This is a genomic window from Mesorhizobium sp. M0159 (assembly GCF_040322295.1).
Lineage (GTDB): Bacteria > Pseudomonadota > Alphaproteobacteria > Rhizobiales > Rhizobiaceae > Mesorhizobium.
In genome coordinates this window covers 300,219-313,285 of record NZ_JAMYTF010000001.1, presented here as the reverse complement: position 1 = coordinate 313,285, position 13,067 = coordinate 300,219, and the positions used below count along the sequence as shown (strand labels likewise).

Genomic DNA, 13,067 nt, shown 5'->3' with positions numbered 1-13,067 from the left:
ACAAGCGCGAATCGATTGAAAGTCGCGGGCGCACTCCTTCGCGCTGCTCTTGCGGCCGCGCTCAGCGCTTCAATACGTCGACGCCGGGCAAGGGCTTGCCTTCCATCCATTCGAGGAAAGCGCCGCCGGCCGTCGAGACATAGGTGAAATCATCGCTGACGCCGGCATGGTTGAGCGCCGCCACCGTGTCGCCGCCGCCAGCGACCGAGATCAGTCTGCCGGCCCTGGTGCGCGCTGCCGCGTGCCTGGCCGTCGCCACCGTTGCGTGGTCGAATGGCTCGATCTCGAAGGCGCCGAGCGGCCCGTTCCAGACCAGCGTCGCGGCGCGGTCGATCCATTCGGCAATGGTTTTCACGGTCTTTGCGCCGACGTCGAGGATCATGCCGTCGGCCGGCACGTCTGCTATGGCGACGGTCTCGCTGACGGCGCCGGCCCTGAACTCCCTGGCGACAACGCCGTCGGCGGGCAGGATGATGGCGCAGCCGGCCTCGGCCGCCTCGATCATGATCTGCTTGGCGGTGGTCGCGAGATCATGCTCGCACAAGGATTTCCCGACGTCGGTGCCGCGTGCCGCGAGAAACGTGTTGGCCATGCCGCCGCCGATGACCAGCGCATCGACCTTCTTCACCAGGTTCATCAACAGGTCGATCTTGGTCGAGACCTTGGCCCCGCCGACGATGGCGACAACCGGACGGACAGGATTGCCGAGACCCTTTTCCAGCGCATCGAGCTCGGCCTGCATGGTGCGCCCGGCGAACGCCGGCAGCACATTCGCCAGGCCTTCCGTGGACGAATGGGCGCGGTGCGCAGCCGAGAAGGCGTCGTTGACGAAGATGTCGCCGTTGGCGGCGAGCTTTTCGGTGAAGGTCGGGTCGTTCTTCTCCTCAGCTTTGTAGAAGCGGGTGTTCTCGAGCAGCAGCACGTCGCCGTTATTCATGGCAGCAACGGCATTTGCCGCCTTGTCACCGATGCAATCGGAGGCAAAGCCAACCGGACGGCCGAGCACGTCCGCCGTCGCCTTGGCGATCGGCTCGAGCGAGAATTCCGCCGCCGGTCCATCCTTGGGCCGGCCGAAATGGGCAAGCAGGATGACCTTGGCGCCCTTGCCGGAGAGCTCGGCGATGGTCGGCGCAATGCGCTCGATGCGGGTGGCGTCGGTGACCTTGCCCTCGGTGACGGGAACGTTGAGGTCGACACGCACCAGCACACGCTTGCCGCTGATATTGCCGATGTCGTCCAGTGTCTTGAAGCCGGCCATGCTGATCCCTTTCGCGAAAAATCGCGGGGACCTTACCCCGCATCGACGACGATGCAAGACCTGGCTAACGGTTCGCCGAAAATATGATTCACGTGTCGAGGACGAAGTGCCCACGGGGAGCAAGATGGCAGCAATGGCGCGAAACGCACCGACATATGGCTTACCGATTGCGCACCACGATGCATGCGCCGCCCACGCTTTGCAGCTTGTCGCAGATCGTGTCGGCCTTGGCTCTGCTATCGGCGCCGATCCGCACGGCATAGATGCCGCGCCTACCGATCGGGGTACGTACCCGGCTGACCACCGGATCGTGGCCGGCAAGCAGTGCCGGGAACCGGCTTTTCACTCTCAGCCACTGGTTGAGCGCCGCGGCGCGGCGGAAATTGCCGGCCACCTGCACCCCCCACGGCTTGATGTTGATCGACGACATCGGCACGGTTCTGGACATGATCACCGGCAGCTCGCGGCAAGCGGCAGCGAAACTCGCCTTCTTGTCGAGCGGCCGGATGACGCCGGCGTAGGCGGTATTGGTGAAGTTGTCGGCCGGCTCGCCCATGACGTCCAGAACGTAGCTTTCGGTCTCCATCGGCAAGAAGCCGCCGGAATTCAGCCAGCGCGACACCCGGGTCTCGCCAGCGTTGTAGGCGGCTGCGGCGAGGCCCAGATTGCCGAAACCGGATTTCATTTCGGCGAGGTACTTTGCCGAGGCCGGGATCGCCTGTTCGATGTCGAAGGAATTGGCGAGCCCGCGCATCCTGGCGGTGCCCGGCATGAACTGGGCAATGCCTTCGGCGCCGACCGGGCTGACCGCATTGGGATCGAAACGGCTTTCCTTCCAGATCAGCCGGGCAAAGAAATCCCTGGGCAGCCCGTTCCGGTCGGCATGGGCCTCGATCAGGTTGCAAACCTGGTCGATCAGCTTCTTTTTGGCGGGCCGTGGTGGATCGGCCTGAACGGCTGTCGCCCAGATCAGCCCGCAAATGAGAACCAGCGCCGCGCCGAGCAAACGCCGCATTCAACTACTCCGCCGCGGCTTTGTCGTGCTGCCCGAACCGCCGTTCGATATAGTCGGCGACCATCTTCTCGAAATCCGCGGCAATCGATGGGCCGCGCAGCGTCGCCGCCTTCTTGCCGTCGACGAATACCGGGGCGGTCGGCATCTCGCCGGTGCCGGGCAGCGAAATGCCGATATCGGCATGTTTGGATTCGCCCGGACCGTTGACGATGCAACCCATCACCGCGACCTTGAGGTTCTCGACGCCGGGATATTGTTCACGCCACACCGGCATGTTCTTGCGCAGGTCGGCCTGGATGTTCTGGGCAAGCTCCTGGAACACGGTCGAGGTCGTGCGGCCGCAACCAGGGCAGGCGGCGACGATCGGCACGAACTGCCTGAAGCCCATGGTCTGCAACAGCTCCTGCGACACCTGCACCTCGCGCGTGCGGTCGCCGTTCGGCTCCGGCGTCAGCGAGATGCGGATGGTGTCGCCGATGCCTTGCTGGAGCAGGATGCCCATGGCAGCGGACGAGGCGACGATGCCTTTCGAGCCCATGCCGGCCTCCGTCAGGCCGAGGTGCAGCGCATGGTCGGATCGGGTGGCAAGCTCGGTGTAGACGGCGATCAGATCCTGCACGCCGCTGACCTTGGCCGACAGGATGATTTTCTCGCGCGCAAGGCCGATCTCTTCGGCCATTTCGGCCGACAGGATCGCCGATTGCACGATTGCCTCGCGCGTCACTTCCTGCGCGGTCAGCGGAAAGCCTTGGGCCTGGTTGTCATCCATCAGCCGGGTCAGCAGCTCCTGGTCGAGCGAACCCCAGTTGACGCCGATGCGCACCGGCTTGTCGTATCGGATCGCCATCTCGACGATTGCCGCGAACTGCCGGTCCTTCTTGTCCTTGAAACCGACATTGCCGGGGTTGATGCGGTACTTGGCCAAGGCCGCGGCGCAGGCCGGATGATCGGCCAGGAGCTTGTGGCCGATATAATGGAAATCGCCGACCAGCGGCACGTCGATGCCGAGCCGCTCCAGTCGCTCGCGGATGGCCGGTACGGCGGCAGCGCTTTCGTCGCGATCGACCGTTATGCGCACGATCTCGGAGCCGGCGCGATGCAGGGCCGCCACTTGCGCGACCGTCTGGTCGACATCGGCCGTGTCGGTGTTGGTCATCGACTGGACGACGACTGGGGCGCCGCCGCCGACCATCACGCCGCCGACGTCGACACCGACCGACCTGCGGCGCGGGAAGGGTGAGGAAAAATATCCGGTCATGCCGGCTGCCTTTAATCTTGAAGGTCCGGGCATGAGGTGGAGGAGCAAAGATGGCTTGTCAATGGCGACTGGCGCGCAGGCCCAGCAAATCGGAAACAACAAGACGGCAGCTTGCCGCAAATCCGCGAGCGTTTCCGGCAGCATAGCGATGCCACCGGAAAGATCGCGCGCCGGGCGGCGCTTCTAGTCCTGGAAGGGCTTCAGTGGGTCGTCGGTTTCGCCTTCAGTTTTTCAATCTCGTCCTTGAGCGCCAGCTTGCGCCGCTTGAGATTCACGATTTCGAGGTCGTCTACCGACGGATGGGTCATCGCATCGTCGATTTCCCGTTCGATGTCGCCGTGTTTCCGCTGCAGCTCATCAAGATGGGATGCAAGAGACATGATTGGTTCTCCCGTTCATGATTTCCTCGGATTGCAGCCGTCATGGCACGTCCACCGCAGGCTCGCTTCTGTGACGGCATAATGACAGTGTGCCACCATCGCGCACCGATGTCGAATGCTGCGTGGTAGCATTCCACGCCAATATGAAATGTGATATGGGCTGCGCGCCGGTGCAAGAAGACCCGGTCCCGCCCAATCAGGCCCATAGTTTGGGCGCCGCAGACGTGCAGACGGTAAAAATGTCCGATCAGGAACAGGCAGATATCCGCCTCGAATATTCCCGGCTGAAGCAGGAACACGCCGATTTCGACGCGGCAATCAATGCGATGATTGCCATGAATTGCGACCCGCTGCAGATCCAGCGCATGAAGAAAAAGAAGCTCTTCCTTAAGGACAGGCTGATGGCGCTGGAAGACAAGATCATTCCAGACATTATCGCTTGAACGGACGCCGGCGCTGGCCTGCTGGAAAGGCGGCCTATGCCGCGATCGAAAGCCGCGCGGCGCGCTCGAGCAACAGCTCTATCAGGTCATCGGTCTTTTCGGTCGAGGTATCGATGGGAACCACCAGGCACATCGTCGCCTCGACCCTGCCCGGCGCTGAAAAGACCGGCGCGGCCAGACATTTCGTGTAGGCATCGACAAGGCCGGAGGTGACGCAGTAGCCGGCCGACTTGGCGACGGCGATGTCGTCTATGAAATCGTCGAGCTGCAATCTGCGGCCGTCCGGCAGCACGAGATCGTCCTCGGAGACCATATCCTCAATCGCTGCCCTGTCGAAGCCGGCGAGGAGCAGTCGCCCGGAAGCTGTCCAGGGGAGCGGTATTTGCAGACCGGTCGCCGAGCTGATCCGGAATGGCCTCGTTCCCGGGCTTGAATGGACGATGGTGTAGCGGCCGCTTTGCAGCATGCACAACTCCGAGGTCTCGCCGGTCTCGCGTGACAGATGGTCGACTTCCTGGCGCCCTCGCCTGAGCAGGTCGTTGCCCCGCACATAGTCCATTCCGTAGAGGTAGAGCTTCTTTCCGAAATAGACCCGATTGCCGTCCCCGGCCATTTCCAGCAGGCCTGCGTCGACCAGCGAGCGCACCAGCGTATAGGTCGTCGACCGCGGTGCATTCACCCCTCTGGCAAGGTCGCCAATGCCGATCGCACGCTGGGTCGTGTGGAGAAACTCCAGAATCTGGAGGACCCGGTTGAGGCCCTTCTCCCGAGAACCCGAGTTCTTGTCTTCGTCCAGACCGGCGTCCGGTCGAGCGGCCAAGGCATTGCCATCTTGCATTATCGATTCCTGATGTTAATCTGTCTTGTACAGAGTACAGGCGTCTCTTGTAAGGGACAATGACGTCAGTTGCAACCGATGCCTGTACTGCTGATCCAAAGGGGAACACAACACGAAAGGAGGTCGCCGTGAACGACACATCCAAAAGGCGTGAATTTCTGAAACTGGGAATGGCCGGGCTTGCAACGGCCGGAGTGATGAGCGCCGCTACCGCGGTCGACGTTCAGAAAGCGGCGGCCCAGGCAGCGCCGGACAGCCTGCTGCGCACCGTCCTCGAGCGCGGCAAGGTAATCGTCGGCACCGGCAGTACCAATGCGCCCTGGCATTTCGAGAACGACGCCGGCGAACTGGTGGGCATGGACATCACCATGGGTCGCATTCTCGCCAAGGGGCTTTTCGACGATCCGACCAAAGTGGAATTCGTCATGCAGGATCCGGCTCAGCGCATTCCAAACGTGACCACCAACAAGGTCGACATCACCATCCAGTTCATGACCATGACCGCCCAGCGCTCGCAGCTGATCCACTTCTCCCGACCCTACTACGTCGAAGGCATCGCCTTGCTGACCCTTCCGAACGCCGAAAACAAGACCTTCGACAAGCTGCTTGCCGGCGGTTCGGCGACGCGGATTTCCATCCTGCAAAATGTCGATGCCGAGGCTAACGTGCATATCGTCCTGCCGGAGTCGCAGGTGATGCAGATAGACACGCAGGCCAACGTGCTGCAGGCCTTGGAATCGAAGCGCGTCGACGCCGCCGCGGTCGATCTGTCAACGGTGCGCTGGCTCGCCTCGCGCAATCCGGATAAGTACTTCGATGCCGGCAAGAGCTGGTTCTCGATGCTTTATGGTGCCGCGCTGCGGCAGGGCGACCTCGACTGGCTGACCTTCGTCAACCAGACCTTCACCATCGCCATGTTCGGCCATGAAACGGCACTCTACGACGCTGCGTTCAAGGATTATTTCGGACAGGAGCCGCCGGCGCGCCATCCCGGTTTCCCGGTCATTTGATGCAAGCAGGCGGAAGGACAACGTCCTTCCGCCTTCTCTCATCACAGCCCTCCATGACGAGGACGCATGGGTTATACTCTCAACTTCAACCTTATCTGGCGGCATTTCGACAAGCTCTGGGGCGGACTGCTGCTAAGCCTCGAACTGGCCGTCATCTCGATCGCGATCGGCATCGTCATCGGGCTCGTTCTGGCGGTCTGGTACGTGTCGGCCGGACGTGCGGTGCGGACCATCATCGCGGGGTATGTCGAGTTCATCCGCAACGTGCCGCTGATCCTGCTCGTCTATCTGGTCTTCTACGGCTTGCCGACGGTGGTCGACATTGCCTACAGCGCGCAAACCTCATTCATTGCCACGCTGTCGCTCTACAGCGGCGCCTACCTGGTCGAGGTGTTTCGCTCGGGGCTCGAGGCGGTGCCGCGCGGTCAACTCGACGCCGGCAAGGCAATCGGCCTGACGCCATGGCAAAGGCTGCTCGATGTGCGCCTGCCGACGATGCTGCGCATAACCCTGCCGGCGCTTTCCAACACATTCATATCGCTCTTCAAGGATACGTCCGTGGCGTCGGTCATCTCGGTACCCGAACTCACCTATGGCGCCCAGTGGATCAACTTCAACACGTTCCGCATTGTCGAAGTCTATCTGGTGGTGACGGCAATGTACCTGTTGACCGGCTACACGCTGCTTTTCGCGCTGCGGCTCGTCGAGCGCCGGTTCAAGGCGGCGCGCTGACATGCTGAGCCAGATCATCTACGCCTTGCCGTTCCTCGCCGAAGGCTTTGCCGTAACCTTGTGGGTGTCGCTGCTGGTCGTGGTGTTATCGCTCATCGCCGGCGTGCTGATGGGCGTCGGCCTTGTCTATGGTCCTTTTCCGCTGCGCTGGGCAGTGCGCATCTTCAGCGACACCATACGCGGCATTCCGATCCTGGTGCTGATCTTCTTCGTCTATTACGGCCTGCCCGCGGTGGGGCTGCATCTGGAATCCTTTTGGGCGGCCGTGTTCGCCCTCACCCTCTTCAAGACCGCACAAGTCGTCGAGTATCTCAGGGGCGCCGTCGGCTCGATTCCCAAGGGTCAGTCCGAGGCGGCGATGGCGATCGGACTGACCTTTCGCCAGCGGCTGGTCTACGTCATTTTTCCGCAGGCGTTCAGGCGCTTCCTGCCACCCTGGATCAATGGCGTCACCGACGCGGTGAAGGGCAGCGCGCTGGTCTCGCTGCTCGGCATCACCGACCTCATGCAGGCAATCAACCAGGTCATCGGCCGCACCTATGAGGCGATGCCACTCTACATTCTCGGTGCGCTCGTCTACTTCGCCGTCAACTACGCCCTCTCCTTGGCCAGCCGGCGCCTGGAGCGGCGTTTCTCCTTCATCCGGGAATAGCACGATGTCCAACGCCTCGCACCAGAATCCGGCACTTCTCGATGTCACCGAGGTTTCCAAAGCCTTTGGATCCGTCGAGGTCCTGCGCTCCGTCAGCCTGCAAGTGACACGCGGCGAGGTCGTGACTATCATCGGCCCCTCCGGCAGCGGCAAGACCACGCTACTGCGCTGCGTCAACTTCCTGGAGAGCTACGACAGCGGCTCGATCCGTATCGACGGCAAAGAAGTCGGCTATCGCGAGACGGGAACACGCCAGCGACGCAGCGAGCGCGACCTGGCGGCGATGCGAGCCGAGACCGGAATGGTGTTCCAGAGCTTCAATCTGTTTCCGCATTTGACTGCGGCCGGCAACATCATGCTTGGCCTGCGCAAGGTGCGCGGCAAGAGCAATGCCGAGGCCCGCACCATTGCCGAGCACTGGCTCGGCCGCGTAGGCCTCGCCCACAAAGCCGACAGTCTGCCGGCCGAGCTTTCCGGCGGCCAGCAGCAGCGCGTCGGCATCGCCCGCGCCGTGGCGATGGAGCCGAAGATATTGCTTCTCGACGAGATAACCTCGGCGCTCGACCCCGAACTGGTTGGCGAGGTGCTCGAGGTCGTGCGCAGCCTCGCCGAAGACGGCATGACGATGCTGATGGTCACGCATGAAATGGCTTTTGCGCGCGACGCATCGAGCCGCATCGTTTTCATGGCGGATGGCGGCGTCAGTGCCGTCGGACCACCCGCCGAGATTCTGGCGGCGGGGTTCGACAATGAACGCCTTCGCAGTTTCCTGGCGCGGTTTCGCGCCTCGCATTTTTGACATCGGACGGCGAAAGCTGTCGCAAGGAGCTTTTATGACGCCTTACATCCGGCTCGCGGAATTGGGCCTGACACTGCCCGAGCCGCCGAAGCCCATCGCCAACTTCGTCACCTATGCCGAGAGCGGACGGCTGATCTTCCTCTCCGGCCAGGGGCCGTTGCGCGCCGATGGCGCGCTCTGCACCGGCAAGGTCGGAGAGGATGTCAGCGTTGAAGAGGCCTACGGGCATGCGCGTCTGACCGGCCTGAACCTGCTCGCCGTCATGCATGCGGCGGCCGGCGACCTCGGCCGCATCGTGCGCGTCGTCAAGCTGCTTGGCTTTGTCAATGCGACGCCGACATTCAGCGAGCACCCCAAGGTGGTGAACGGCTGTTCCGATCTTTTCGCGGCCGTCTTTGATACGCTTGGCGGACATGCCCGTTCCGCGATCGGTGTCGGCTCGCTGCCGGGCAACATCACAGTTGAAATCGAGGCGGTCGTCGAGATCGCCGCCTGAAATCTTAAACAGGATCTACAGAGATGACGACCTATGCCGCTGACCGTTCCAACACGACAATCCGCGAACGGCTTGGCCTTCGCCCAATCATCAATGTCTCCGGCACGATGACGGCACTCGGTGCTTCGATCATCGTGCCAGAAGCGATTGCCGCAATGTCGGAAATGGCCTCGCAATGGGTCGAGATGGACGATCTGCAGCGCGCCGCAAGTAGGGTGATTGCACGCCTTACCGGCGGCGAGGCCGGCTTCATCACCGCATGCTGCGCCAGCGGCATAACAATGGCGATTGCCGGCGCGATGACCGGGACCAGCCTTCTTGCGATCGAGCGGCTGCCGGACGACACCGAGGGCCTCAAATCGGAGGTCATCGTTCAGCTTGGTCACATCGTCAATTATGGCGCGCCGATCGACCAGTCGATCCGGCTTGCCGGAGCCAAGGCAGTGCCTGCCGGCACGGTCAGCGTCACCCAGGATTATCATGTTGCCGAGGCGATCCGGGACCGGACGGCGGCAGCCCTCTACGTCGTTGCGCACCACACCGTGCAATACGGCATGCTCTCGCTTGAGGAGTTCTGCGAGATTTGCCACGCCAAGGGCGTGCCGGTGATCGTCGACGCCGCCTCGGAATACGATTTGCGTGGCTTTCTGGCGCGCGGCGCCGACATTGTTGTCTACAGCGGGCACAAATTTCTCTCAGGGCCGACAAGCGGCATCGTTGCCGGCCGCAAGGATCTGGTACGGGCCGCCTATCTCCAGAACCGGGGCGTTGCGCGCGCCATGAAAGTCGGCAAGGAGAGCATTGCCGGCACTATGGCGGCCCTGGAAGCCTGGGAGCGGCGCGACCATGCCGGCATTCGCCAGCGGGAAGAAGCCGCACTGCATCTGTGGCAAACCGCATTGCAGGGCCTGCCTGGCATCGAGGCACGTGTCATTCCAGATCCGACCGGAAATCCTCTCGACCGCCTGCAGGTGTTTGTTGCGCCGGAAAGCCGCTTCACCGCCGCCGGCCTCGCCTCGGCGCTTGCGGCGGGTTCGCCGCCCGTGCTCGTGCGCAACCACGAGGTCGAGCGCGGTCACTTCTTCCTTGATCCGTGCAATCTCCATCCCGGCGAGGCGGAGATCGTTGCCGAACGCCTGCGGGCGGTGTTGAGTGCTGCCGATCGGCCCGCGGATGCGATGAAACCCGCTCGCAAGCAGTCCGCCGGAGCGCTGCGCTGGCCGGACTAGACATCGCCAGAGCGTGGTCGAGCCAGTGCCTTCCAGCGCCGGCTTCGCATCGGGCCAGTGCGCCATCACGGCAGTGTGAATGAACTTTTAGTCTTCGGGCGGAATAAACCACCCCGCCCATTGGTCTCCCAAACAGACGCCATTTCCGGCGTGCAGGAGACCGGTATGACCCACCACCACGACAATGAAGCTGACGGCATCAGCCGCCGTCATGCACTGGAATGCATGATCTGGGCCGGCACGGGAGTGCTGTGGACAATTTCGGCCGGCGTGCCGGTTTCGCTCAGCCTGCTCGGTGCGTCGCAAGCCGCCGAGGCCTTGGCCACCGGCTTCACTTTCCTCCAGATCTCCGACAGCCACATCGGCTTCGACAAGGCTGCCAACCCGCACGCCATCGACACGCTGAAGGAGGCCATCGGCAAGATCCAGGCGTTGCCGCAAAAGCCCGCTTTCATGATCCACACCGGCGACATCACCCATTTGTCGAAAGCCGCGCAGTTCGACAACGCTGCCCAGATCATCGGCGGCGCAGGCTTCGACGTGCATTATGTGCCCGGTGAGCACGACCTGATCGATGACGGCAATGGCCAGGCCTATCTCGACCGCTACGGCAAGGGCACCAAGGGCGCTGGCTGGTATTCGTTCGACCAGAACGGCGTCCATTTCATCGGGCTGGTCAACGTCGTCAACCTGAAGGCTGGCGGGCTGGGCAATCTCGGCGCCGACCAGTTGGCATGGTTGGCCGATGATCTGAAGGCGGTCACCGCCTCGACGCCAATCGTCGTCTTTGCCCACATTCCGCTATGGGCTGTTTATCCCGAATGGGGCTGGGGCACCGACGACGCGGCGCAGGCCTTGGCCCTGCTCAAGCGCTTCGGCTCTGTCACCGTACTCAACGGCCATATCCACCAGATCATGCAGAAGGTCGAAGGCAACGTTACCTTTCATACCGCGCGCTCGACCGCTTTCCCGCAACCGGCGCCGGGCACCGCAGCCTCACCCGGGCCGATGACGGCACCTGCCGGCCAGTTGCGCAGCCTGCTCGGCACAAGCAGCGTGACAGTCAAGCAAGGCGGGCAGGACCTCGCCATCATCGACAGCACGCTGGCCTGAGGGGAAATGCGATGATCCGCTTCCCATCCCGCGTCTTGGTCGTATCCTCTGTCACGTTCGGTTTGGCGGCGATCCTGATAATGGTTGCCATGCCACTGAACGCAGCTGACCAGCCAATGGTCAAGATCGAGAACTTTGCCTTCACACCGGCGGTGCTGACGGTAAAGCAGGGCACTACCGTGACCTTCGAGAATGACGACGACATCCCGCATCTGGTGGTCGCCAACGATGTCTCGTTTCGCTCCAAGGCGCTTGACACCGGTGACACATATGCCTTCACCTTCACCAAAGTGGGCGACTATGCCTATTTCTGCGGGCTTCACCCGCACATGCAGGGCAGGATCACCGTCGCTCCGTGAGGATTTTCGGACGGTTCTGCCCGGGATGCCGGGCGATGCGACGGTGTTGAACCAAGAGGCCGCGACCGAGCGCTTTCGCGAGGTGGTTCTGCCCCATCTCGCGGATGCGCTTGCGCTTGCCCGCTGGCTGACCGGCAACGCCGCCGACGCGGAGGATGTGGTGCAGGAGGCCTGTTTGAAGGCGCATGCGGGCATCGCCGGCTATGCCGGCGGCAATGCGCGCGCCTGGCTGCTGGCGATCGTGCGCAACGCCTCTTACTCCTGGCTGGCGCGCAACCGGCCGCGCAGTATCGTCGCCGTCGGCGACCTGAGCGACCTCGATGACATGACGGCTGCATATGGCGCCGGCCTGCCGGATACGGATAGTCCTGAGGCAAGCCTGATCGCCAAGGCCGACACGGCCGCACTCGAGGCGGCGATCGCCGCGCTGCCGCACCAATTTCGCGAGACTGTGGTGCTGCGCGACATCAACGGCCTCAGCTATCGCGAGATCGCGACGCTGCTTGGCGTGCCGCTAGGCACGGTGATGTCGCGGCTGGCGAGGGCGCGCGGTCTGCTGATATCCCAACTTGGGAGGGCGCCATGATCGCGCACAACGATGGACTGCCCGATGACCCGGCGGGCGTGGAGCTGATGATCCATGCCTTGGTCGATGGCGAGCTCGACGCAGCAGCAGCATTGGCTGTCGAGCGACGCATCGCGGCCGATCCGGCGCTCGCCGCCGAGCATGCCCGCATCGCTGCGCTGCAGACGGTCGTCAGCGGGCTGCCGAGGCTCGATGTCCGTGAGGATTTCAAGGCTCGCATCGCTGCAATCGGGACAGCCGGTACGGAGAAAGTGCTGCCGGCGCCGGCGCCCGCCGCTCGAGTGCCGCCGGCACACAGAGCGGTGCACCGATTTGGCGCGTTCGACTGGCGCGCGCTGGCGGCGTCGATCATCGTTACCGCCGTGCTGGCCAGCGGCGCGACGCAATGGATGATGCTGAGCAGGGCGCCCGACAGCTTTGCCGCCGCGGTCGCCAGCGGCCATCGCCGCAGCCTGCTGGCAGCCAGCCCCGTGGACGTCGTCTCGTCGGACCGGCACACGGTCAAACCCTGGCTGGATCGCAGGGTCGGCCTGTCGCCGCCGGCACCTGATCTTGCCAGTGACGGCTTCGCGTTGCTCGGCGGTCGGGTCGAGGTGATCGCCGACCAGCCAGTGCCGGCACTGGTCTACAGGCACCGCGAGCACCTGATCACTCTCGTCGCCGCGCCCGAGGAAACCGGCTCGACAGCCGGACCGGTCGATCTTTCTGCTGGTGGCTTCTCGCTGGTCCACTGGAGCGACAGCGCCTTTTCCTACTGGGCGATTTCCGATACCGAACGGCCTGAACTTGACGACTTCGTCAACCGCTTCCGAGCAGCGGCCGCCCGATGACAGACCGCCCCTGTCCATGTGCGTAGCCACGGAGACGGCACAAGCGGCTTTGCCGTTTCCGGCCATCCT

The 13,067-nt window shown here is 63.2% G+C and carries 16 protein-coding genes; 11 read left to right on the top strand and 5 right to left on the bottom strand.

Annotated elements, in window-relative coordinates:
* Positions 1 to 61: 61 nt before the first annotated feature.
* From NKJ32_RS01540 to NKJ32_RS01525, 4 genes are all read right to left on the bottom strand, one after another.
* The gene (locus NKJ32_RS01540; protein ID WP_023678484.1) at positions 62 to 1,258 is read right to left on the bottom strand and encodes a phosphoglycerate kinase; all 1,197 of its coding nucleotides are present in this window, start codon (positions 1,256 to 1,258) and stop codon (positions 62 to 64) included.
* Between the two features lie 160 nt (positions 1,259 to 1,418).
* Positions 1,419 to 2,273 carry a lytic transglycosylase domain-containing protein gene (locus tag NKJ32_RS01535; RefSeq protein ID WP_023678483.1) on the bottom strand — a complete coding sequence of 285 codons (855 nt, stop codon included), beginning with the start codon at positions 2,271 to 2,273 and terminating at the stop codon, positions 1,419 to 1,421.
* Between the two features lie 4 nt (positions 2,274 to 2,277).
* Positions 2,278 to 3,531: a flavodoxin-dependent (E)-4-hydroxy-3-methylbut-2-enyl-diphosphate synthase gene (ispG, locus tag NKJ32_RS01530; protein ID WP_352589860.1), complete on the bottom strand. Its 1,254-nt coding sequence runs from the start codon at positions 3,529 to 3,531 to the stop codon at positions 2,278 to 2,280.
* A gap of 200 nt (positions 3,532 to 3,731) precedes the next feature.
* Positions 3,732 to 3,911 carry a YdcH family protein gene (locus NKJ32_RS01525; RefSeq protein WP_023678481.1) on the bottom strand — a complete coding sequence of 60 codons (180 nt, stop codon included), beginning with the start codon at positions 3,909 to 3,911 and terminating at the stop codon, positions 3,732 to 3,734.
* Positions 3,912 to 4,150: 239 nt separating this feature from the next.
* On the opposite strand from NKJ32_RS01525, the gene NKJ32_RS01520 reads away from it, so the two are divergent.
* A complete protein-coding gene (locus tag NKJ32_RS01520; protein WP_023678480.1) occupies positions 4,151 to 4,354 on the top strand; it encodes a YdcH family protein in 204 nt (67 codons plus the stop codon).
* 34 nt (positions 4,355 to 4,388) lie between these two features.
* On the opposite strand, the gene NKJ32_RS01515 is transcribed toward NKJ32_RS01520, so the two are convergent.
* Positions 4,389 to 5,192: an IclR family transcriptional regulator gene (locus tag NKJ32_RS01515; protein WP_352589863.1), complete on the bottom strand. Its 804-nt coding sequence runs from the start codon at positions 5,190 to 5,192 to the stop codon at positions 4,389 to 4,391.
* A gap of 128 nt (positions 5,193 to 5,320) precedes the next feature.
* Here NKJ32_RS01515 and NKJ32_RS01510 point away from each other — a divergent pair, with 128 nt between their 5' ends.
* The 10 genes from NKJ32_RS01510 (at position 5,321) to NKJ32_RS01465 (ending at position 12,998) form a co-directional block, all read left to right on the top strand.
* Positions 5,321 to 6,202 (top strand): transporter substrate-binding protein, encoded by an 882-nt coding sequence (locus NKJ32_RS01510; RefSeq protein WP_031212143.1) that lies wholly within the window; start codon positions 5,321 to 5,323, stop codon positions 6,200 to 6,202.
* A 66-nt stretch (positions 6,203 to 6,268) separates the two neighbouring features.
* A complete protein-coding gene (locus NKJ32_RS01505) occupies positions 6,269 to 6,934 on the top strand; it encodes an amino acid ABC transporter permease (RefSeq protein ID WP_023678477.1) in 666 nt (221 codons plus the stop codon).
* 1 nt (position 6,935) lies between these two features.
* Entirely contained in the window at positions 6,936 to 7,586 is a 651-nt protein-coding gene (locus tag NKJ32_RS01500) for an amino acid ABC transporter permease (protein ID WP_023678476.1), read from the top strand.
* Between the two features lie 4 nt (positions 7,587 to 7,590).
* Positions 7,591 to 8,385 carry an amino acid ABC transporter ATP-binding protein gene (locus tag NKJ32_RS01495; protein ID WP_023678475.1) on the top strand — a complete coding sequence of 265 codons (795 nt, stop codon included), beginning with the start codon at positions 7,591 to 7,593 and terminating at the stop codon, positions 8,383 to 8,385.
* A 34-nt stretch (positions 8,386 to 8,419) separates the two neighbouring features.
* The gene (locus tag NKJ32_RS01490; RefSeq protein WP_023678474.1) at positions 8,420 to 8,881 is read left to right on the top strand and encodes a RidA family protein; all 462 of its coding nucleotides are present in this window, start codon (positions 8,420 to 8,422) and stop codon (positions 8,879 to 8,881) included.
* Positions 8,882 to 8,904: 23 nt separating this feature from the next.
* Positions 8,905 to 10,110 (top strand): aminotransferase class V-fold PLP-dependent enzyme, encoded by a 1,206-nt coding sequence (locus NKJ32_RS01485; protein ID WP_352571993.1) that lies wholly within the window; start codon positions 8,905 to 8,907, stop codon positions 10,108 to 10,110.
* Positions 10,111 to 10,275: 165 nt separating this feature from the next.
* A complete protein-coding gene (locus NKJ32_RS01480; RefSeq protein ID WP_352754635.1) occupies positions 10,276 to 11,223 on the top strand; it encodes a metallophosphoesterase family protein in 948 nt (315 codons plus the stop codon).
* 11 nt (positions 11,224 to 11,234) lie between these two features.
* The gene (locus tag NKJ32_RS01475; RefSeq protein WP_352571994.1) at positions 11,235 to 11,582 is read left to right on the top strand and encodes a cupredoxin domain-containing protein; all 348 of its coding nucleotides are present in this window, start codon (positions 11,235 to 11,237) and stop codon (positions 11,580 to 11,582) included.
* Positions 11,583 to 11,607: 25 nt separating this feature from the next.
* Complete coding sequence (locus tag NKJ32_RS01470) at positions 11,608 to 12,168, top strand: sigma-70 family RNA polymerase sigma factor (protein WP_352817726.1); 561 nt, start codon at positions 11,608 to 11,610, stop codon at positions 12,166 to 12,168.
* A complete protein-coding gene (locus NKJ32_RS01465) occupies positions 12,165 to 12,998 on the top strand; it encodes an anti-sigma factor family protein (RefSeq protein ID WP_352571995.1) in 834 nt (277 codons plus the stop codon). The genes NKJ32_RS01470 and NKJ32_RS01465 overlap by 4 nt, the downstream gene beginning before the upstream one ends.
* Positions 12,999 to 13,067: the final 69 nt, after the last annotated feature.